Here is a 20,926-nt window from a genome sequence, read left to right as displayed (position 1 = left end):
GGGCCGGAGACGGCTGCAGCGGAGCGAATATCGACATTGGCGACGGCGGGGAAAGAAAATACGAGACGCGTGGTCGTCTCGGGCATGGGCGCCATATCGGCGGCCGGCGTCGGGGCGCAGGCGCTTTGGGAGGCGGCCCGCGACGGCCGCTGCCAAGTCCGCCCGCTGAAGCTCGAGCGCCCCTATGGCGGGCGCATCAAGATCGCCGCGCAAGTGCCGGACTTCGACGCGGCCGCCCATCTCGAGCCCGAGATTCTGCCCTATTGCGACCCTTTCACCCAATATGCGGTGGTCGCCGCGGACGAAGCTTTGGCGCAGGCCGGCTTCGGCCGCAAGGACATGGGCGGGCCGCGCACGGCGGTCGTCATCGGCTCCGGCATAGGCGGGTCCAAGACGATCGACGACGAGGCCTATAAGGAATACAACTCCCGCGAGCGCGCCGATCCGCTGACCGTGCCGCGCCTCATTCCGAGCGCGGCGCCGACCATGCTCGGAATGCGCTATTCCTGCAACGGCCCGACCTTCACCATCGCCAGCGCCTGCGCCTCCGCGAGCCAGGCGATCGGCGTCGGCCTGCAGATCATCCGCTCCGGCGCGGCCGACCGCGCCATCGTCGGCGGCGCGGAGGCGGCCGTCATCAATGGCTCGCTACGCTCCTGGGAAGCGCTGCGCGTGCTGACGCCGGACTGCTGCCGGCCCTTCTCGGCCGGGCGCAACGGCATCGTTCTCGGCGAAGGCGCCGGGATCTTCGTGCTGGAGACGGAAGAGCTCGCGCGTCAGCGCGGCCACGAGCCCCTCTGCGAGCTCGCCGGCTATGGCACGACGAGCGACGCCTTCGATCCGCTGCGGCCCAATGTCGAGGGTCCCTCCTCCGCCATGCGCCAAGCGCTCGCGGACGCCGGGCTCTCGCCCGACGACATCGACTATCTCAACGCCCATGGCACCGGCACCTACGCCAATGACATCTCCGAGTCGGAAGCCATATTGAGCGTCTTCGGCGAGCGCGGATCGCGTCTGGCGGTCTCCTCGACGAAGCCGATTCACGGCCATGCGCTGGGCTCCTCCGGCGCGCTCGAGCTCGCGATCACGATCTTCGCGCTGCGCGAGCAGCTCGCCCCGCCGACGATCCATTTCAAGTCGCCGGACCCCAAATGCCCCGTCGACCCCGTGCCGCATGAGGCGCGCCGCGTCCCGATCCGCGCCGCCATGTCGAACTCCTTCGCCTTCGGCGGCATCAACGCCGTGCTGGTGGTGCGGCGGGCGTGACAACTCATAGGGCGCCGTCATCACGAGCGGAGCGAAGCGATCCAGAGCCGTGGCGCGGCCCCTGGATCGCTTCGTCGCTTCGCTCCTCGCAAGGACGACCGGGGTAGTTATCGTCTGGTCCGGATCACGCGCCGAGAAACCCCTCCACCTCGCGCCAAAAAACCTCCGGCGCTTCGTCGGCGACGAAATGGCCGCTCTCCTCGACGATGACGGAGGAGAGCGCGCGCGCCTGCGGCGCCAGCGCCTCGGCGAGCTGCGGCCCGACGCCATGGCGGCCGGCGATCGCCAGCACCGGCATGTCGAGCCGGCGATCCGAAAGGCTCGCCACGAGAAGCGCGTCCTGGGGAAGCGCGCGATAATAGTCGAAGCCGGCGGTCATAGCGCCCGGCCTCGCATAATGGCGCGTGAACTCCTCGATCGCCGCCTCGCTCACCGCGTCTTTCCTGTAGGACCAGGCGCGAATCTGCGCGGCGATATAGTCCCTCTCGCGCCCGCGCGTCAGCAGCTCTGGAATATCGCGCGCCATGTGAAATCCATAATGCCAGGCGCCGCCGCGCCGCGCGTCCATATTCTCGGTTCCGGGCAGGAGGCAGTCGACGAGGACGAGCCTCTCCACCTTCTCGGGGCGCAGCAATGCGAGCACATAGGCCGCCTTGCCGCCCATGTCATGACCGACCACATGCGCCCGCCCGCCCGCGGCGCGATCGATCAGCGTGGCGATATCCTCGGCGACGGCGCGCTTGTCATAGCCGGAGGGCGGACGCTCCGACACGCCGAGGCCGCGCAGATCGGGCGCGACGACGGTGAAGCGGCGCGCCAGGCGCTCCATCGTGGCGCGCCAGGCGAACCATGTCTGCGGCCAGCCATGGAGCAGCACGACCGCCGGCCCCGCGCCGAGGACGACATGATGCAGCCGCACCCCGCCGACCTCGAGAAAGCGGCTCTCCGCGCCTCGCGGCAAGAGCCCCGGCTCCTGCGCCTGCGCCCGCCCAAATCCCTGCGCGGCGGCCGCTCCGGCGGCGGCCAGAAATGCGCGTCTGTCGATCGTCATCGTCTCTCTCCTCGCGGATCGCGTTGCGAGAGAGTTGCCGATCGTCCGCCATGCGTCTATCGACTGGAATGAGACGATTATCATAACCGAAAGTTATGCATGGACCTCGCCGCCGCCCTCCGCGCTTTCGTCCGCATCGTCGAGCGCGGCTCGATGACGGCGGCGGCCGCCGATCTCGGCGTGTCGCAGCCCGCCGTGAGCAAGCTGCTGCGCAATCTCGAGGCCCATGCGGGCGCGCGTCTCTTCGAGCGCGGCCCGCGCGCGCTGCGCCCGACGCGCCAAGGTCTCGCGCTCTATGAGGCCGCCAGCGCTCCGCTCGCGGCCATAGAGGCGGCGCTCGAGAGCCTGCGCGGCGAGGGCGCCGCGATCTGCGGAGAATTGCGCCTGCATTGCCCGAGCTGCATCGGCGAACGCCATTTGCATGCGATCGTCATGGCGTTTCAGGACGCGCATCCTGCCGTCGCCGTCGCTCTCTCGCTCGAAAATCGCGCGGTCGATCTCATCTTCGAGAATTTCGACGTCGCGCTGCGCATGGGCCGGCCGAGCGAGCAGGCGCTCATCCAAAAGCGCATCGGCTTCAGCCGGCGCATTCTCGTCGCCGCCCCCGCCTATCTCGCGCGCGCCGCGCCTTTGCGCGCGCCCGCCGATCTTGGCGCGCATGATCTCCTCGTCACCGACGCCTCGCTGCGCAATGGCGCGCTGCGCCTGCGCAAAGGCGACGCGACGAAAGACATCGCCCTGCGGCCGAAGCTCGCGACGAACAGCGCGCAGGTTCTCGTCCAGGCGCTGCGCGCCGGCCGCGGCGTCGCCACCGCGCAACTGCTTCTCGTCGCCGAAGAGCTGCGCAGCGGCGCGCTGATCCGCGTCCTGCCGGAGTATGAGATAGAGCCGAGCGAATTCTTCCTCGTCTATCCCTCGGCGAAATTCCTGCGGCCGGCGGTGCGCGCCTTCGTGGATTTCGCCGCGCCGGCTCTGCGCCGCGTCGAAGGGATTTTCTGATCCGCTTACGCTCCATGCGCGAGCCGATCGGGACGAAGCTGAAAAATTCGATTCGTGAAGAGAATGTGATCCACAAACAGAAAGCGACATGTCATGGCCACAGTCACTCTGCTCGCCGACGACGAGCTCTCGCCCGAGGCGCGCGCCGTCCTCGACGATATTCGCGCCACGCGCAAAAGCGATTTCGTCAATAATTTCTGGCGCGCCCTCGCGCATGACCCCATCACGCTGAAGCGCACCTGGGAGAGCGTCAAAGCGGTGATGGGTCCGGGCGTGCTGGACCCGAAGGTGAAGGAGATGCTCTATATCGCCGTCTCCATCGCCCATGGCTGCGCCTATTGCATCCATTCCCACACGGCGAGCGCGCGCGCCAAGGGCATGACGGAAGCGGAGTTCCACGAGTTGCTGGCGATCGTCGGCATGGCGTCGGAGACGAACCGCCTCGTCACCGCGCTCGGCGTGGAGGTGGACGCGGAATATGAGGCGGGGTGAGGGCGAGAAACCTCGGGCCGCGTCATTGCGAGCGAAGCGAAGCAATCCAGGAACCGCGAGGCGGTCTCTCGCGAAGATTTCGCGTTACGGCTCCAGATTGCTTCGTCGCTTCGCTCCTCGCAAGGACGGCGGGAGTCCAATGGCTGAGAATAGCAATTTTTGCCACTCCTCCGCCTTCGTGTCATAATGCCTCGCGAGGAGGCGCCCCATGAATATGAACGTGTCCCTTACCGACGAGCTGGCCGAGTTCGTCAAGGCCAAGGTCGCGGGCGGGCGCTACAGCTCATCCAGCGAGGTCGTCCGCGAAGCCTTGCGCCTCATGGAGAAGGCCGAAAAACAGGAAGCGGAGAGGCTTCGCCTGCTGCGCAAAGCGTGGAAGCAGGGCGTCGACAGCGGCGACGCCGGCGAATTGGATTTCGCCGCCTTGAAGAAGGAAGCGCGCGCGCGGAAAGCGCCCGCCAAAGCGTGAGCGCGTGGGGGAGCTTCATTATACGCGCCGCGCGCGAGACGATCTTTTCGATATTTGGCTCTACATTTCCGGACGGAATTCCGAGACCTTCGCCGATACGGTCCTCGACCGCATCGAGCAGAGCTGTGCGCGCCTGAAGCAACACCCGCAGCTCGGCCCGGCGCGACCCGACATCGCGTCCGACGCGCGGACGCTTGTCATCGACCGTTGGCTGGCGCTCTATCGAGAGACCGAATACGGAGCGCAGATCGTGCGCATCGTCGATGGAGCCCGCGATCTCACGGCGATCGAATGGACGCCGGAATGACATGGGAAAGTCATGGCGACGCGCGAGTCGCGACGGACGCCCGGAGCGTCGGCGCGCCGAGCTCGATGAGCCGAGATCGCGCCGCAGCGTCATTGCGAGCGGAGCGAAGCAATCCAGAGCCGTGAGGCGGTCTCTCGCGAAGATTTCGCGCTGCGGCTCCAGATTGCTTCGTCGCTTCGCTCCTCGCAAGGACGGCGAGTCCTGCAAACGATTCTGTCGCGGTTTTGATGAAGCGTCGATCCGATAATTTTCCGGGGCTCGCGCAATTGCAGAAACCCGGGCCGGTTTCGCTCGGCATTGCATTGGGAAGGGTCGCGTCGGGTCGAAATTTCGCGTTCGCCTGTGGCGCGGATGCGCCAGCAGCGGAGCTTTCGCGGGAAGGGTCCGCCAGCGAATTCGCCCGATTGCGGCAGCCTCGGCTCGTCACGAAATTCAAGAATTTCCCACCAAAATCAGGCCTCTAAAAAATCAGGGTTTTTGCTGCGATTTTTCCGGTGTGAAACGATCGGCGCTTATGGCAGACTTCCCCCATGCCTTTGACGCCGATCCTCGTGCGCTTTCGCGCCGCGCTTGCCGAGACCTATGGCGACCGGCTGGCGCGCGCCGTCTTGTTCGGCTCCCGCGCGCGCGGAGATGCAGAGCCTGATTCCGATTATGATATCGCGGTGTTTTTGCGTGAAATGCCCGACCGTTTCGTCGAGATGAAACGACTTGCCGACCTCAGCACCGGCATTCTCTACGAAACCGGCGGCGTTATTCACGCCCTGCCTTATCAATCTGCGACCTATGACGACCCGCGCATGCCTTTGATGCATGAGATCCGCGCGGAAGGGCTCGAGTTGTGAAGCCCCAGACGGATGCGTTTCTCGAAAAGGCGAATGAGCTTCTCGGACAGGCAAAAACAATGCTGGGCGTCGGCTTGAACGAAGCTGCTGGGCGCACCGCCTATCTCGCCGGATTTCATGCCGCCCAGGCCCTGATCTTCGAGACGCACGACCGCGTTTTCAAAAAGCATTCGAGCGTTCAGGGTGAATTTGCGCGACTCGTGAGAGACGATCCGCGCTTCGACATCGAGCTTCGCGCCTTTCTCGGCCGCGCCTATAATCTGAAATCCATCGCTCATGGTCATGCTTCGTCGTTCGCCTTCCCAAAGGGAAAGTCGCTGCATAGCTTCCCGTTCGCCGTCCCGAACGGGGAGGTTGCGCCATTTTCAGACCTTCGCGCGCAGTTCAGTAATAAAGGCTTATACGACTTTGAGCTGATCGGCGCACGCTTCCTCAAAACGCAATAATTCCGTAACACGTCGCGATCTACTTTTGATCATTACGTACCTCAATACCTTCGTGTCCGTTATGCTCAGTTCGAACCCGGACAAAACATACATTGGCATTCGCTGGCATGGAAATTCCACTGTGTCCATTATGTGATAATTCGCTGTCGATAATTTGAATTGAGTTCGGCGGACACAAATCCGCACTTGGATATGGATTACTGCTTGACCCGTTCGGCTGGTTCATTGCAGCAGTTAAAATCGGCGTGATTGTCATGGCGCATTGTCTCGGATCAGTCTTGTATTGATCAGCTGTTTGACTTATGCCGTCCAAAATTTCCTTTGTGATTTTCCCAGCACCATTGACGCCGCAATTTTAAGGGTCGCGCCGATATTTAGGTCGCCTTCAATTTTGAGGTATGTCCCCTTTTGAGCAGGCTGAACACAAATGCGCTGAACTGCTTTGCCGATAGCATCTAAATCTTGTTTGTCGAGAGCATTTGCCTCGCTGACGATACCACTCGTTAATGTGGCCAGCTGGAGTGCGAGCAATGGGCGCATAAGAGTCTCCAAAAAAAACGCTGCTTAAGCTTAAGTCATTGGCGGTGGCGGAACGGGCATTTTATCGCAAGACATCCTTTTGAGTAAAGCCAATCTACGAAAAGTCATGTGATGAGTAACGAATGACGCTTTGGATCATAAGCCCGCCCCGACCGCCTCGACAATGAGCCTTGACACGCCCTGAAAATATTCCTATACTCCTCCCCACCTCCGCCCAAAAGGGCGCGCTCCTCGGGTCGTGGAGCGCGGGCGGGGGGCGGCTCCATCCGGGATGGCGACCCCCGTCCCTGGACAGGCAGCGCGTCGCCGGGCGGCGTTCTTCTCCCGTCCATAGGGAGAAACAAGAACCGTTCGCGATCCCAGGCCGTGCGGACTCGATCGCGTCTTGAATGGGAAACCCCAGGATGCGCGGGCCTTGCGACGCCTCGGGATGTCGACGAGAACGACAACCGCGTTTCGGGACGCTCCGGACCCGGATAATTTCTTCGCGCACCGGCCGTAAGGGGCCGGAGCGTCCCGAACCGCCCTTCCCTCCCCCGCCGCCGCGAGGCGCCGGGACGCGGTCGCGCGCGCTGAATGGTCGTCCTTGCGAGGAGCGGAGCGACGAAGCAATCCAGGGGCCGCTCCACGACTCTGGATCGCTTCGCTCCGCTCGCGATGGCGGAAGGGGCGGTCATCGCTTTTTGGAACGAAGCGACCACACGAAAAAGGCAAGAATAATTTCCTAGCTTACCAGAAGCTCTGCGGATCGACATCCACCGCCACGCGCACGCCGCCGCGCGCCGGCGGCGCCGCCGCCAGCGTGGCGCGCAGAAAGGCCTGCAGATCGGCGCTCTTGGGCGCCTTCGCCAGCAGGCGGAAACGATAGCGCCCGCGGATGAGCGAGATGGGCGCTTCGGCCGGGCCGAGCACGGTGATCTCGCCCTCCTCCGGCAGGCCCCCGGCCGGCGCGACGCGATAGCGATCCGTCGCGGGCAGCGAATGCGCCGCCCGCGCCAGGGCGCGCGCATGGGTCTCGGCGGCGCCGGCGTCCTTGGCGGAGACGATCAGCGCCGCCAGCCTTCCGAAGGGCGGCAGGCCGGCGCGCTCGCGCAGCCGCGTCTCCTGCGCGTAAAATGCCTCGGCCTCGCCGGAGAGAATGGCGCGAATGACCGGGTGATCGCTCTGCCAGCTCTGGATCAGCGCGCGGCCCGGCCTGTCGCCGCGGCCGGCGCGGCCGGTCACTTGATTGAGCAGTTGAAAGGTGCGCTCCGCCGCGCGGGGGTCGCCGCTGCCGAGGCCAGAATCGGCGTCCACCACGCCGACCAGGGTGAGGAAGGGGAAATTATGCCCCTTGGCGACGAGTTGCGTGCCGATGACGATATCGAAAGCCCCCGCCGCGATCTCGGCGAGCTCGCGCCGCAGCCGCTCCTGCCCGCCGGGAAAATCCGAGGAGAGCACGAGGACGCGCGCCTCCGGAAACAGGATCGCCGCCTCCTCCGCCAGCCGCTCGACGCCGGGCCCGCAGGCGGCGAGCGAATCCTCCGCCTCGCATTCCGGGCAGATGTTCGGGCGCCGCTCGACATGGCCGCAATGATGGCAGACGAGCGCGCGGCGAAAGCGATGCTCGACGAGCCAGGCGTCGCAATTCGCGCAGCGGAAGCGATGGCCGCAATTGCGGCACAGCGTCAGCGGCGCATAGCCGCGCCGATTGAGGAAGAACAGCGCCTGCTCGCCGCGCGCGATCGTCTCTCTTGCCTCGGCGACGAGGCGCGGCGCGATCCAGCGTCCGCGCTCCGGCCCTTCCCGACGCATGTCGATCGCCTCGATCCGCGGCATCGGCCGCGCATTGGCGCGGGCGGTGAGGCGCAAATGGCCATAGCGGCCCGTCTGCGCGTTGACGCGCGTCTCTATGGAAGGTGTGGCCGAGGCGAGAACGATGCTCGCGCCCTCGAGCCTTGCGCGCACCACCGCCATGTCGCGGGCGTGATAGGCGACGCCGTCCTCCTGCTTATAGGCGGCCTCATGCTCCTCGTCGACGACGATGAGCCGCAGATTCGAGAAAGGCAGGAACAACGCCGAGCGCGCGCCGGCCACCACGCTCACATCGCCCATGGCGACGCCGCGCCAGAGCCGCGCGCGCTTGCGCTCGGAGACGCCGGAGTGCCATTCGCCGGGCTTTCCCCCGAAGCGCGCGGAAAAACGCTCGAGAAACTGCGCGGTGAGCGCGATCTCCGGCATCAACACCAGCGCCTGCCCGCCGGCGCGCAGCGCCTCCGCGACGGCCTCGAAATAGACCTCCGTCTTGCCGGAGCCGGTCACGCCCTCGAGCAGAAACGGGCTATAGCCGCCCTGCTCCACCGCGCGCGTCAGCGCCTGCGCCGCCGCGCGCTGCTCGGCTTCGAGCGGCGCGGACGCGAAATCGGGATCGAGCGCCGCGGCGACGGGCTCCCGGGGGAGAGCCACGGCCTCCAGCGTGCCCTCGTCGACGAGCGCGTCCACCACTCCGGCGGAACAGGCGGCCGCTTTCGCGAGCTCGCCCTTGGAGAAGATCAGCCCGCCTTCGGCCGCCGCGATGACGCGCGCGCGCGCCGGCGTCATGCGCTCGGGCGGCGGGCCCTCGAGCCGATAGCCGACGCGGGGCGTCTCGGGCGCCGCCTCCTCCACGGCGCGGGTGGCGAGGCGCAGCGCCATGCCGCGCGGCGCCAGCGTCCAGCGCGCCACCCAATCGACGAAGGCGCGCAGCGTCTCGTCGAGGGACGGGCGGTCATATTTGGAAATCACGCTCTTGAGATTGCCGCGGCCCCCGGCGCCGGCCGCTCCGACCAACCAGACGACGCCGAAGGATTTGCGGGCGCCGAGCGGGACTTCGACGCAATCGCCCGGCGAAAGGCGCAGCGCCGGCGGCGCGAAATAGGAATAGGCGATGTCGACGGCGACCGGCAGCAGCACCTCGACGATCTGCGCGCCTTCCGATATGTCCGCTTCGCCGCTCATGGGCGCTGTCTTAGAGCCCTTTGCGCCCAGCGGAAAGTCGATGAAAGCTCAGCGGGCGGCGAGGCGCTCCCTCCGATCGCGGCGCGCCACGGCGCGTTTCTCCTTCGGCGTCTCGCTCGCCGTCTTCGCGACCACGGGCGGCGCGCCCACATCGAGCTCGCCCGTGAAAAAGCGCGTCAATTCGGAGACGATCATCGACTTCACATCGGCGCCCGCCGCGGTGACGACGGCCTGATAGCAGGCGCTCGGACGCCCATAGACCGGATGCGTCTTCTGATCGACGACATCGTCCCGCCGCGAGATCTCGATGAGGCCTTTCTCCTCGAGCGATTTGTCGATGACCGCGTAGAGCCGCATTCTCGCGTCCGCCTTGTCGTAATCGCATTTGACGACCTCGGGGCCGAGCTTCGCCATATTCGTCGCATCGAGCGGCAAGAGGTGGATGAGGCGCTCGACCTCGCGGGGCCCGAGGCTCCTCGCGCGCGCGATGAGCGCGGCCCGATCGTCGTAACTCTTCGACTCGCCGAGATCGGCGTTGATGTCGAAAGCCTTTTGCCCGAGCGCGACCTTGAAATCGCCGATCTCGACCGACTGCACCTTGGAGAGAAGCAGCAGCATCGCGTCCGGCCGCTCATAGGCGAAAACCCCGGCGGCGGCGCTCGGCGCGCCGATCGCCGTCGCCAGGGTCGCGCTCTTGACGAAATCGAACAGGTTTTTGGCAAAGTCGGTCATCGCAATGCTCCCTCCGCAATAATTCCGGGCTCTCCAACGCCCGTGATATTGCGGGAGGGAGCGGCGACATTCTGTGTGTCGCCGCACAAATTGATGAACGCTTCGTTAAGAATTCTCCGCCGCTCGACGAAAGGACGGATCGCGTCGCCGCGGCTCGGTTCACGCCAGCATGGCGGCGGGATGCTCGATCAGCCGCTTGAACTCGGCGAGCAGCGTCGCGCCGAGCGCGCCGTCGACGGCTCGATGATCGACCGACAGGGTGACGCTCATGATCGTCGCCACCGAGGGCGCGCCATTCCTCACGACGACGCGCTCTTCGCCCGCGCCGACGGCGAGAATCGTCGCATGGGGCGGATTGATCACCGCGGCGAAATTCTTGACGCCGAACATGCCGAGATTGGAGACGGCGGTCACGCCGCCCTCATATTCATTGGGCTTCAATTTGCGCTCGCGGGCGCGCCTCGCGAGATCCTTCAGCTCGATGGCGATCTCGCGAAAATTCTTGGTCTCGGCGTTGCGCACGATCGGCGTCACCAGCCCGCCCGGAATGGAGACGGCGACGCCGACATCGGAAGACTTGTGCTTCAGCATCGCATTCTGCGTGAAGGTGACGTTGGCGTCCGGCACATGTTGGAGCGCGAGCGCCATGGCCTTGACGATAATGTCATTGACCGAGACCTTCCACTCCGGCTTTCCATCGGCACCGGGAGGCGCGGCGCTATTGTAATCCTCGCGCAGGCGCAGCAGCGCGTCGATCTCGCAATCCGTCTGCAGAGCGAAATGCGGAATCGCGCGCACCGCCTCGGTCATGCGCCGCGCGATCGCCTTGCGCATGGAATCATGCGGAATTTCGATGAAGGAGCCCGGCGCGAAGAGCTGGCGCACGACGGCGTCGGACATCCCGGCGAGCGCTTCGACTGGCGCGGCGGCGGACGCGGCCGGCGCGAAACGCGCTCCCAAGCCCAGCGCCGCTTTCACATCGCGCTCGATGATGCGGCCATGCGGGCCGGAGCCCTTCAGCCTGGAAAGATCGAGCCCGCCTTCCTTGGCGAGCCTTCGCGCCAAGGGCGAAGCGAAGATGCGTCCGTCACCGTCCGAAACACGAGCCGCGACGTTCATTGCGATGCCCTCATTTGCCCGAGCCGACTTTGGCGGCGCGACTTTGACGGTATATTCTTAGCATAATGTCGACAGCGGCGGCGTCCATGAAGCGGGAGGACCGAATGCCCACGAGCCGGCTATATGACAGCGACTTCTACGCCTGGGCGAATGAGCAGGCGGAACTCCTGCGCGCCGGCAAGCTCGCGCAGGCCGACATCGAGCATATCGCGCAGGAAATCGAGAGCATGGGCAAGACCGAGAAGCGCGAGCTGGCGAGCCGGCTGAAGGTGTTGGTTCTCCATTTGCTCGAATGGCGCTTCCAGCCGCTGAAGCGCAGCGCGAGCTGGGAAGTGTCGATCACCGTGCAGAGGCACGAGCTCGCCGACCACCTGGACGACAATCGAGCCTGAAATCGCTGATCGCGCGCATGGTGGAAAAAGCCTATGGCGACGCCGTGCTCAGCGCCATGCTCGAGACGGGGCTGCCGAAATCCGCCTTCCCCGACGCCTGCCCCTGGACATTCGAGGAGATGATGGCTGAGGATTTTTGGCCGTCAGCGATATAGGGCCGCCTTGACCGCCGCGATCACCTCGGCGACGGACGGCAGGGCGAGCTTTTCGAGATTGGCGGCATAGGGCATGGGCACATCCTTGCCGGTAACGCGCAGCACGGGCGCGTCGAGATAATCGAAGGCCTCTTCCTGCACGCGCGCGGCGATCTCCGCGCCTATGCCGCATTGCGGCCAGCCCTCTTCCACCGCGACGCAGCGGCCGGTCTTCCTCACCGATTCGATGATCGCCGGAACATCCATCGGCCGCAGCGTGCGCAGATCGACGACCTCGGCCTCTATCCCCTCCTTCGCCAGCGCCTCGGCCGCCGTGAGGCAATGCGAGACGCCGATCGAGAAGGAGACGAGCGTCACATCCTCGCCCGCGCGGGCGACGCGCGCCTTGCCGATCGGAATGAGGAAATCCTCGAGAATGGGCGTGTCCCATTGCTTGCCGTAGAGAATTTCGTTCTCGAGGAAGACCACCGGGTTCGCATCGCGAATGGCGCTCTTCAAGAGGCCCTTGGCGTCGGAGGCGTTGGAGGGCGCGACGACTTTGAGCCCCGGCACCTGCGAGAACCAGGCGGCGTAATCCTGGCTGTGCTGGGCGGCGACGCGCGCGGCGGCGCCGTTCGGCCCGCGGAAGACGATCGGGCAATTGATCTGCCCGCCGGACATATAGAGCGTCTTCCCCGCCGAATTGACGATGTGGTCGATCGCCTGCATGGCGAAATTGAAGGTCATGAATTCGCAGATCGGCCTCAAGCCCGCGAAGGCCGCGCCGACGGCGAGGCCGGCGAAGCCATATTCGGTGATCGGCGTATCGACGACGCGGCGCGGGCCGAACTCCTGCAGCAGGCCCTGCGTGACCTTATACGCCCCCTGATATTCGGCGACCTCCTCGCCGATGACGAAGACATTCTGGTCGCGGCGCATCTCCTCGGCCATGGCGTCGCGCAGCGCCTCGCGCATGGTCATCGGGATGAGCGTCGTATCGGGGGGAATTTCCGGCGCGGCGACGGCGGGCGACGGGGCGGCGGGAACGGCGGCGGGCTCCGCCGGAGCTGCGGGGACCGTGGCCGCCGCGGCGACGGCTTGGGGAGCGGATGCCGGTATGTCCGGCGCCTTCGCCGGAGCCGAGGCGGCCGGGGCGGCGGCCTCGGCGGGACCGATCTCCTCGCCCTCCTCGGCGATGACGGCGATCGGCGTGTTGACCGCGACATTCTCGGCCCCGCCGGGCACGAGGATGCGGGCGAGCACGCCCTCGTCCACGGCCTCCACCTCCATCGTCGCCTTGTCGGTCTCGATCTCGGCGATGACGTCGCCGGCCTTGACCTTGTCGCCTTCGTTCTTGAGCCATTTGGCGAGCTTGCCCTGCTCCATCGTGGGCGACAGCGCGGGCATGAGGACATTCACGGTCATGGATTTATCCGCCGAGTGAAAAGGCGAGAAGCCGCGCCGGAAGGGCGTCGCGCGCCCCCTTCCTCACCCTCCCCCGCTGCGCGGGAGAGGGGGCGGCAGGCGCGACGCGAACTCTCGATGAAGCGCCGAATCTGCTCCCTCTCCCGCGCAGCGGGGGAGGGCTGGGGAGGGGGCGACGCTTCGGCGCTTCCCTCATAGAACCACATCCGTCCACAATTCGCTCGGATCGGGCTCCGGATCATTGGTCGCGAAATCCGCCGCCTCGGAGACGATCCTGCGCACCGCCGCGTCGACCTGCTTCAGCTCGTCCTCGCTGGCCCCGCCGGCGAGAAGGCGCGCGCGCACCTGCTCGATCGGATCATGCTCCTCGCGCACTTTCTGCACCTCTTCCTTGGAGCGGTATTTGGCCGGATCGGACATGGAATGGCCGCGATAGCGATAGGTCTGCGCCTCGATGAGAAACGGCCCCTTGCCGGCGCGGCACCAGTCGAGCGCCTCGCGGACCGCAGAAGCGACGGCGCGCACATCCATGCCGTCGATCTGCCGGCCGGGAATGTTGAAGGCCGCGCCGCGCATCGAGAAATTGGCCTGCGCCGAAGAGCGGGCGACCGATGTGCCCATCGCGTAGCGATTATTCTCGACGATGAAGACGATGGGCAGCTTCCAGAGCTCCGCCATGTTGAAGCTCTCATAGACCTGCCCCTGATTGGCGGCGCCGTCGCCGAAGAAGGTCAGCGAGACGGAGCCGTCGCCACGGTAGAGATCGGCGAAGGCGAGGCCCGCGCCGAGCGGCGCCGGCGCGCCGACGATGCCATGGCCGCCATAAAAATTCTTCTCGCGCGAGAACATATGCATGGAGCCGCCCTTCCCTTTGGAATAGCCGCTCCGCCGCCCGGTGAGCTCCGCCATCACGCGCTTGGGCTCCATGCCGCATGCGAGCATATGGCCATGGTCGCGATAGGCGGTGATGAACTGGTCGCTCGACTTCGCCGACATGCGCGCGCCGACGACGACCGCCTCCTGGCCGATGTAGAGATGACAGAAGCCGCCGATGAGGCCCATGCCATACAGCTGGCCGGCCTTCTCCTCGAAGCGGCGGATGAGCAGCATGGCGCGATAGGCCGCGAGCTCCTGCTCGCGCGAGAAGGCCAGAATTTCGCCTTCGGCCGGCGCCCCTTCGGCGGCGCCGGCGACATCGGCGAATTTCGCATTTTTGTCCGCTGCCGGCATGTCCGCCCGTCCTCGTCGTCTGGACAATATCTGGGAGCGAGTGAGGCGCTGAGCGAGCCCTCGTCCCCTCCCGCATCGCGGCGAGAACTCCGCCCTGGAGGCTTTCCGTGATTATCACGGAAAGACTCCAGGTTTTTGTTTTGACGCGTTTCCGACGCCGAACCGGCGTCCACTTCGGCTGGAAACGCTCTAGAGGCAGAATAGCTCGAGCGCGCGACGAAAACGAGCGCTCTGGCGCAGCATCCTCAGCGGCGCGCGGGCGGCGGCGGCGCGAGGATCACAATGTCGTTGCGATGCACGCGGCCGAGCACGACGCGCGCCTCCTCGTCCAGAATATCGGCGTCGACGACATCGCCGCGCACCAGAGCGAGCTTGCGCTCCCATTGCGCGCGCTCGGATTTCAGCCCGGCGAGCTCGGCGCGCAGCTCGGCGATGCGCTGCTCATATTCGACGCCGGTCTTGAGGCCGCGCTGGCCGTTGACGCCATGCCAGACGAAATAGGCCGCCACGAGCCCCGCCGCCCCATAGAGCAGCAAGGGGATCACGAAGGAGCGCAAGACATGACGAGCGAACATGCCGGCACATTGCGCTAAACATTGTATAAGCGCCGTTAACGGCCTCGGTCTCGCCCAATGCGACGCGGCGGATCGGACGGTCAGCGCCGCCCGCGCGCCACCCGCTCGATCTCCGCGCGCACGAGGCGCTCGACGAGATGCGGGAGATTGTCGTCGAGCCATTGCTTGAGCATGGGCCGCAGCATATCCTGCGCATAGCGCTCGATGAGATCGGCCTCGCTGATCACAATGCTCGCCGCCAGCGCCTGGAAATGCGCGCCGATCGACATCGCCGCATCGGAGGAGACGAGCGGCGGAGGCTCGCGATCATTCGCCGGCTCGGCCGGGCTCGGCTGAATGCTCGCGGTAGCGGCGGACTCGTCGTCGGCCTCTTCGTCGATATCCTCGGCGTAGACATCCTCGGACGCCGCGACGGGGGCGTCGAGAATTTCGTCCACGACGTCCTCGGCCGTGTCTTCCGACCAGCTTCCGTCATCGGCCGGCTCGGGCGCAGCGCCCGGCCGCATCCAGAAATCAGCGGTGTGCGGAGGCACGACCTCGGGAGCGGGAGGAATGGCGACGGGAGCCGGAGCGGCGGGACGCGTCGCCAAAGGCGCGCGAACGGCGGTCGCGGGCGGCGCCTCCTCGCGCGGCGGCGGCTCGGCAGGACGCTTGTCGCGCCTCGAGGCCGGCAGGGCCTCGTCGTCGGCGATGATGCGCCGGATCGATGCGAGGATCTCTTCCATCGACGGCTCGTGCGACCGGCGCTCGGCGTCGAGCGCCGGCGCGTTGATCGAAGCATTCACTGCGCTCATGAGATGTGCCGCTTCCCGTCTCGCGGCGACGCTTTCGCACCGCCCTTCGCCGCTCGCTCTTCGTCTCCGCTCTCATCGAGCGGCGATTCGCATCATCGGACGATTCCCCCTTTCGGTAAAACCACGGGGGTTATGCGTAGGGGAGTTTTCACACGAATTTTTACTTATGCCGGCCCCGAGGGGCGCGCCGCTCAGCGCGCGGCGGGCGAATCGACGCCGAGCCACAGGCCTTTGACCTGCTCGAAATGCGTCGTCGGATCATAGGCGACGACATCGAGCTGCAGGCTCGCGGCCGAGAGGCGCCCGATCGAGCCGAGCGCCGCATAAGAGGCGACGACGCGGTCGCGCTGCGCGATGATGAGAGCGACGCGCGCGTTGAGCAGCGCATATTGCGCGTTGAGCACGTCGAGCGTGGTGCGCTGACCGACCTGCGCCTCCTCGCGCACGCCGCGCAGAGCGAGTTCCGCCGCCTTGACGGCGGCCTGGCCGGAGACGATGGAGGCGCGCGCCGTCTCGAGCTGAGCGTAGCTCGACATGACGCTCGCGCGCACGCTGTCGCGCTGCACATCGGCGTTGAAGCGGGCCTGGCCCAATTGCTCCTTGGCTTGGCGAATCGAGGCGTATTCGGCGCCGCCCTGATAGATCGGCACGTCGAGCCGTCCGGTCGCGGCCGCCGAGAATTGCCGCGTCGCGGGCGAGCCGAGAAAAGAATCGTATTGCTGCGAGAGCTGCGCGCCGACCGAGAGGGTCGGCAAAAGCGCGCCTTCCGCGACCTTCACGGCGGAAGCGGCGACGTCGACCTGATGCTGCGCGGCGACGACGCCGGGATGCTCGACGATGGCGACGGCGATCGCCTGATCGACGGATTTCGGCAGCAGAGCCTCGACCGGCGGCGCGGGCTGCAGATTCTTGGCGTCGACGCCGATGATCTGGCGATAATTGGCGACGCTCGTCTTCAACTGGCCCTGGGCTCCATAGAGCTCGGTGCGCGCCTGCGCGAGCGTCGATTCGGCCTGAGCGACATCCGTGCGCGTCACCTCGCCGACGGCGAAGCGGTCGCGCGTGCGCGCGAGCTGCTGCTCGAGCACGGCGACATTGTTCTTGCGCAGATCGAGCACCGCCGTGTCGCGCAGAACATTCATATAGGCGGTCGCGCCATTCTGCAGCGTCGCCTGCTCGGTGAGCCGCATCGCCTCGCGCGCGGCGTAGATCCCCGATTCGGCCTGGCGCACGGAATTGCCGGTGCGCCCGCCGTCAAAGAGCGTCTGCGAAAGGCTCAGCGTCGCGCCGCGCGGATAGCCGACATATTCGTCGTAGAAATAGGAGCGCTGACCGGTGGTCTGATTGCGGCCGGCCGGGATTTTTATATTGGAGCTCTGCGGCCCGGCGCTCGCCGAAATGCTCGCCCTGGGGCGCATTCCGGCGGCGGCCTTGGGCGCGTCCTCGTCCTTGGCGCGCACATTGGCGCGCTGCTGATTGAGGTCCGGATTGCCGTAATAGGCGCGCGCCAGCGCCTCCTTCAGCGTCTCCGCCCCGGCGGCGGGCGGATCGACGAAGCCCGCGGCGAAAAGCCAAAGCCCGAGCCGGGACAACCGACGCAATTGGACGATACGCATTCCACAAAGACCCGCTCAGGAACAGAGCGCGCCCGACGCTCTAGAGCTATTCGAACTCGCATGTTCCCGAAAAACCGCTTCGCGCTTTTCGGGAACATGCGCTAAGCGCAGGGCGCGCCTTTCGGCCTACTCATGGGAACACGACTCTCGAAACAGGGCGAATCCAAGACGTCAGAACACGAACCCCGGCGCTTTTTCAAAGCCCTTCAGAACAGGCGCGCAAGCGTCGAACAGCGCGCGCGCGCCGGCCGGCGCGCCGCCGGAGCGATCGAAGCGCATGACCGCCCAGCCGGCGTCCGGCTCCGGCCTGGCGATGGCGAGAAGCCGGCCATTGGGCGTGAGCTGCTCGAAGAGGCGGTCGAGGCCGGTCTCGACCGCGCCTTGGACAATGATGACGTCGAAGGGCGCCGCGGCGGGAACGCCGGCGGCGAGCGGCCCCGCCTCGACGCGGACATTGTCCGCCCCGACGAATTGCAGATAGGAGCGCGCGGTGGCGGCGAGGCGGGCGTCGTCCTCGAGCGCGACGATCTCGCGCGCGAGCGGAAAGGCCAGCGCCGCCGAATAGAACGTGCCGCCGGCGATGTCGAGCACGCGCTCGGTCTCGCGGATTTCGGCCTCCTGCAGCAGCCGGGCGAGAACGAGCGGCGGCAGCAGCGCGCGCGCCGGACGGCCGCGCTCGTCCTTCAGCGTCAGCATGAGGTCGGAATAGGCGAGCGGCGCGAGCTCCTGGGGCAGGAAAATCTCGCGCGGAACGGTGAGGAAGCGCCGCAGCAGCGGCAAGTCCGTCACGTCGAAGGTGCGCAACTGCCGCTCGACCATCGTCTGGCGCAGAGCGGCGGTCGCCGCGCCTCGTTGCGAATTCGTCTCTGCTTGGAGCTCAGCAGCTTCGGCCATCGACCTTCCGGCGTCACGCCGGCCTCTCGTGGGGTGTCTCGACGACGGCCGCCGGTCCGCCGCGGGCGCCCCCGCCATTGAAAGACGCCAAAATTCCAAAGAAGGCGTTCGGACGGGCCGGCTCCTCTCGCCGAACGCTTTCGCTTTCGCCGGCTGCAAGAGCTCGGCCGTGCGCTTTATAGGTTCGCGCCGCGCCCATGTCCATTGAAACAAGGAACGAACGGGGCGGCCCGAGCGGCTGCCCACTCAATTCCGCTCGAGCTCAAAAGACGAGCGCGCTCGCGGGATGGTCCTCGCCGAGCGCGCGCATCTGGGCGAGCGTGCAATTGTCGAGCACATTGGCGATGGCGTCGCGCGCCTCCAGCATGAGGAGCCGCACGGCGCAACGGGCCTCGTTCTCGCAGTCGTCGCAGCGCCGATAGACGGTGCGGCTCGCGCACTGAATCGGCGCGAGCGGCCCGTCCAGCACTCTGACGACGGCGCCGACGCGAATGTCTTGCGGCGAGCGGGCGAGCGTGTAGCCGCCGCCCTTGCCCTTTTTGGAGTGGACGAATCCGGCGTTGCGCAGCTCGCCGAGAATGGCGTCGAGGAATTTCTTGGGGATCTGATTCGCCGTCGCGATATCGGTGACGAGCGCCGTCCGCCCCGGCTCGAAACCGGCCAGATAGACCATCGCCTTCAATCCGTATTTCGCTTTTTTCGTCAACATGGAGCGGCGTCTCCTCGGGTCCGCCTCGCCGGCGTTTTGGTGAATTTTTCTCCGGCGACGGGATTTTACAGCAAATGGCGCCATTGCGCGCCCATTGTCCACTCGGCCGGCCACTTTGCGCCGAATGGCGAATTTCTTTCATAATCTACTCGGTTCATAGAAAAAACATAGGGCGAGAGGAGCGGCGCCGCCGAGCGGCCGCGCCGAACTCTGGCCGAGCCGGATTTCATCGCCTCGTCGCGGTTCGGCGGCCGTCCGGCGCAGAACGGCTCAGCGGGCCGCTTCTCTCCTTGACATGTTATAGTGTTTTTGTCGACTATAGGAAAACCTTCTCGTAACGCCACGGACGCGCCATGGACGCCATAGACCGCCACATTCTTTCGATTCTCCAGGAGGACGCCTCTCTCTCGATCGCCGACATAGCGGCGCAGGTCGGCCTCTCGCAGACGCCTTGCTGGAAACGCATTCAGCGGCTCGAGACGAGCGGCGTGCTGCAAGGCCGCGTCGCCCTGCTCTCCCCCGAGAAGCTCGGCTTGGGCCTCAGCGTCTATGTCTCCATCGTCGCCGGCGAGCATTCCGACGCCTGGCTCGACCGTTTCACCGGCGCCGTCGCCGCCATGCCCGAGGTGGTGGAGTTCTACCGCATGGCCGGCGACGTCGACTATATGCTGCGGGTGGTGGTGTCCGACATGGTCGCCTTCGACGATTTCTACAAGCGCCTCATCGCCGTCGCCCCCCTGCGCAACGTCGTGTCGCGCTTCGCCATGGAGCGGATCAAGGCGACGACGGCGCTGCCGCTCGAAACGGCGCCTCCAATCGCTTTTCCCCGCGCGCGCCGGGTGGCCGAAGAGGCCGTGGCGGGCTAAAGTCGCGCCAGCGCGTCAGCGATCCACACGATTCCAGGAGCATCCTATGTCCGAGGCAGTAGAAGCGCCGATTTTCATCCGAACGGAAAAACCCGGCCGCGGCCGCATCTATGATTCCATCACCCAGACGATCGGCGACACGCCGCTCGTTCGTTTCGACCGCCTCGCCAAGGAGAAAGGCGTCAAGGCCAATCTTCTCGGCAAGCTCGAATTCTTCAATCCGCTCGCCAGCGTCAAGGACCGCATCGGCGTCAATCTCATCGACTCGCTCGAAAAGAGCGGGCGCATCGCGCCGGGGCGCAATCTGCTCATCGAGCCGACCTCCGGCAACACGGGCATAGCGCTCGCCTTCGTCGCCGCGGCGCGCGGCTACCGCCTCGTTCTGGTGATGCCGGAATCCATGTCGATCGAGCGCCGGCGCATTCTCGCCGTGCTCGGCGCCGAGCTCGTGCTGACGCCGGCCGCGCAAGGCATGAAGGGGGCCGTCGCCAAGGCCACCGAGCTCGCTGCGGAAAATCCGGACGCGGTCATTCCGCAGCAGTTCGAGAACCCTGCCAATCCGGAAATCCATCGGCTCACGACGGCCGAGGAGATCTGGAACGACACCAAGGGCGAGATCGACTATTTCGTCTCCGGCGTCGGCACGGGCGGGACCATCACCGGCGTCGGCCAGGTGCTGAAGCCCCGCCGTCCCGGCCTCAAGGTCGTGGCGGTGGAGCCCGAGGATTCGGCGGTGCTCTCCGGCCGTCCGCCGGGACCGCACAAGATCCAGGGCATCGGCCCCGGCTTCGTGCCGCCGATCCTCGATCGCGGCGTCATCGACGAGATCATCACCATCGGCAATCAGACCGCCTTCGAGACCTCGCGCGAGCTCGCCAAGCTCGAGGGCGTTCCGGTCGGCATTTCGTCGGGCGCCGCCGTCGCGGCCGCTCTCGAGATCGCCGCGCGTCCGGAGGCCGCCGGCAAGAATATCGTGCTGATCATCCCCGATTTCGCCGAGCGCTATCTCTCGACCGCGCTGTTCGAGGGCGTCTGATCCTGTTTCGCCG

20 protein-coding genes and 2 pseudogenes are annotated in these 20,926 nt (G+C 66.1%); 10 read left to right on the top strand and 12 right to left on the bottom strand.

The annotated features are described in order from the left end of the window. The first annotated feature begins 69 nt into the window (after positions 1-69). The gene (locus Mspo_RS06775; RefSeq protein ID WP_256366349.1) at positions 70-1,266 is read left to right on the top strand and encodes a beta-ketoacyl synthase; all 1,197 of its coding nucleotides are present in this window, start codon (positions 70-72) and stop codon (positions 1,264-1,266) included. Between the two features lie 124 nt (positions 1,267-1,390). On the opposite strand, the gene Mspo_RS06770 is transcribed toward Mspo_RS06775, so the two are convergent. Continuing rightward, entirely contained in the window at positions 1,391-2,317 is a 927-nt protein-coding gene (locus Mspo_RS06770) for an alpha/beta fold hydrolase (RefSeq protein ID WP_159728126.1), read from the bottom strand. A 99-nt stretch (positions 2,318-2,416) separates the two neighbouring features. Between Mspo_RS06770 and Mspo_RS06765 the strand changes: the two genes are divergently transcribed. The 6 genes from Mspo_RS06765 to Mspo_RS06740 all read left to right on the top strand — a co-directional run bounded on the left by Mspo_RS06765 (position 2,417) and on the right by Mspo_RS06740 (position 5,875). Beyond that, the gene (locus tag Mspo_RS06765; protein WP_159728124.1) at positions 2,417-3,316 is read left to right on the top strand and encodes a LysR family transcriptional regulator; all 900 of its coding nucleotides are present in this window, start codon (positions 2,417-2,419) and stop codon (positions 3,314-3,316) included. Positions 3,317-3,409: 93 nt separating this feature from the next. Next, positions 3,410-3,808, top strand: coding sequence for a carboxymuconolactone decarboxylase family protein (locus Mspo_RS06760; protein WP_159728122.1), 399 nt, complete (start codon positions 3,410-3,412; stop codon positions 3,806-3,808). 208 nt (positions 3,809-4,016) lie between these two features. Beyond that, on the top strand, positions 4,017-4,277 hold the full coding sequence (locus Mspo_RS06755) for a type II toxin-antitoxin system ParD family antitoxin (RefSeq protein WP_159728120.1): 261 nt from the start codon (positions 4,017-4,019) through the stop codon (positions 4,275-4,277). 4 nt (positions 4,278-4,281) lie between these two features. Further along, positions 4,282-4,584, top strand: a complete 303-nt coding sequence (locus tag Mspo_RS06750) for a type II toxin-antitoxin system RelE/ParE family toxin (RefSeq protein ID WP_159728118.1) — start codon at positions 4,282-4,284, stop codon at positions 4,582-4,584. Positions 4,585-5,114: 530 nt separating this feature from the next. Next, complete coding sequence (locus Mspo_RS06745) at positions 5,115-5,429, top strand: nucleotidyltransferase domain-containing protein (protein ID WP_159728116.1); 315 nt, start codon at positions 5,115-5,117, stop codon at positions 5,427-5,429. After that, positions 5,426-5,875 carry a HEPN domain-containing protein gene (locus tag Mspo_RS06740; RefSeq protein WP_159728114.1) on the top strand — a complete coding sequence of 150 codons (450 nt, stop codon included), beginning with the start codon at positions 5,426-5,428 and terminating at the stop codon, positions 5,873-5,875. The genes Mspo_RS06745 and Mspo_RS06740 overlap by 4 nt, the downstream gene beginning before the upstream one ends. Positions 5,876-6,175: 300 nt before the next feature. Here Mspo_RS06740 and Mspo_RS06735 read toward each other — a convergent pair whose 3' ends face one another. From Mspo_RS06735 to Mspo_RS06720, 4 genes and pseudogenes are all read right to left on the bottom strand, one after another. Next, positions 6,176-6,415, bottom strand: a complete 240-nt coding sequence (locus Mspo_RS06735) for a hypothetical protein (RefSeq protein WP_159728112.1) — start codon at positions 6,413-6,415, stop codon at positions 6,176-6,178. A 729-nt stretch (positions 6,416-7,144) separates the two neighbouring features. Beyond that, positions 7,145-9,391, bottom strand: coding sequence for a primosomal protein N' (locus tag Mspo_RS06730; protein ID WP_159728110.1), 2,247 nt, complete (start codon positions 9,389-9,391; stop codon positions 7,145-7,147). Between the two features lie 48 nt (positions 9,392-9,439). After that, complete coding sequence (locus Mspo_RS06725) at positions 9,440-10,123, bottom strand: hypothetical protein (RefSeq protein ID WP_159728108.1); 684 nt, start codon at positions 10,121-10,123, stop codon at positions 9,440-9,442. A 159-nt stretch (positions 10,124-10,282) separates the two neighbouring features. After that, positions 10,283-11,221: pseudogene (locus Mspo_RS06720) on the bottom strand (2-oxo acid dehydrogenase subunit E2); the annotation flags it as partial. 86 nt (positions 11,222-11,307) lie between these two features. On the opposite strand from Mspo_RS06720, the pseudogene Mspo_RS20265 reads away from it, so the two are divergent. Then, positions 11,308-11,789: pseudogene (locus Mspo_RS20265) on the top strand (DUF29 domain-containing protein). Here the strand turns inward: Mspo_RS20265 and Mspo_RS06710 are convergent. From Mspo_RS06710 to Mspo_RS06680, 7 genes are all read right to left on the bottom strand, one after another. Then, the gene (locus Mspo_RS06710; RefSeq protein ID WP_159728104.1) at positions 11,778-13,193 is read right to left on the bottom strand and encodes a pyruvate dehydrogenase complex E1 component subunit beta; all 1,416 of its coding nucleotides are present in this window, start codon (positions 13,191-13,193) and stop codon (positions 11,778-11,780) included. The pseudogene Mspo_RS20265 and the gene Mspo_RS06710 overlap by 12 nt on opposite strands. A gap of 192 nt (positions 13,194-13,385) precedes the next feature. After that, positions 13,386-14,423, bottom strand: coding sequence for a pyruvate dehydrogenase (acetyl-transferring) E1 component subunit alpha (gene pdhA, locus Mspo_RS06705; RefSeq protein WP_201281645.1), 1,038 nt, complete (start codon positions 14,421-14,423; stop codon positions 13,386-13,388). Between the two features lie 245 nt (positions 14,424-14,668). After that, the gene (locus Mspo_RS06700; RefSeq protein WP_159728102.1) at positions 14,669-14,998 is read right to left on the bottom strand and encodes a septum formation initiator family protein; all 330 of its coding nucleotides are present in this window, start codon (positions 14,996-14,998) and stop codon (positions 14,669-14,671) included. 80 nt (positions 14,999-15,078) lie between these two features. Next, on the bottom strand, positions 15,079-15,792 hold the full coding sequence (locus Mspo_RS06695; RefSeq protein ID WP_159728100.1) for a PopZ family protein: 714 nt from the start codon (positions 15,790-15,792) through the stop codon (positions 15,079-15,081). 191 nt (positions 15,793-15,983) lie between these two features. Further along, positions 15,984-17,408: a TolC family outer membrane protein gene (locus tag Mspo_RS06690; protein ID WP_159728099.1), complete on the bottom strand. Its 1,425-nt coding sequence runs from the start codon at positions 17,406-17,408 to the stop codon at positions 15,984-15,986. A 171-nt stretch (positions 17,409-17,579) separates the two neighbouring features. Continuing rightward, the gene (locus tag Mspo_RS06685; protein ID WP_159728097.1) at positions 17,580-18,302 is read right to left on the bottom strand and encodes a protein-L-isoaspartate O-methyltransferase; all 723 of its coding nucleotides are present in this window, start codon (positions 18,300-18,302) and stop codon (positions 17,580-17,582) included. 262 nt (positions 18,303-18,564) lie between these two features. Then, positions 18,565-19,011 carry an Rrf2 family transcriptional regulator gene (locus tag Mspo_RS06680; protein ID WP_159728095.1) on the bottom strand — a complete coding sequence of 149 codons (447 nt, stop codon included), beginning with the start codon at positions 19,009-19,011 and terminating at the stop codon, positions 18,565-18,567. Positions 19,012-19,364: 353 nt separating this feature from the next. Here Mspo_RS06680 and Mspo_RS06675 point away from each other — a divergent pair, with 353 nt between their 5' ends. Further along, the gene (locus tag Mspo_RS06675; RefSeq protein WP_159728093.1) at positions 19,365-19,877 is read left to right on the top strand and encodes an Lrp/AsnC family transcriptional regulator; all 513 of its coding nucleotides are present in this window, start codon (positions 19,365-19,367) and stop codon (positions 19,875-19,877) included. Positions 19,878-19,923: 46 nt separating this feature from the next. Further along, a complete protein-coding gene (cysK, locus tag Mspo_RS06670; protein WP_159728091.1) occupies positions 19,924-20,913 on the top strand; it encodes a cysteine synthase A in 990 nt (329 codons plus the stop codon). The last annotated feature ends 13 nt before the right edge of the window (positions 20,914-20,926 follow it).

The organism is Methylosinus sp. Ce-a6, from assembly GCF_009811655.1.
In the GTDB taxonomy this organism is placed as follows: domain Bacteria; phylum Pseudomonadota; class Alphaproteobacteria; order Rhizobiales; family Beijerinckiaceae; genus Methylosinus.
Note: the sequence above shows the minus strand (reverse complement) of the source record. Positions and strands in the feature narration are given on the sequence as shown.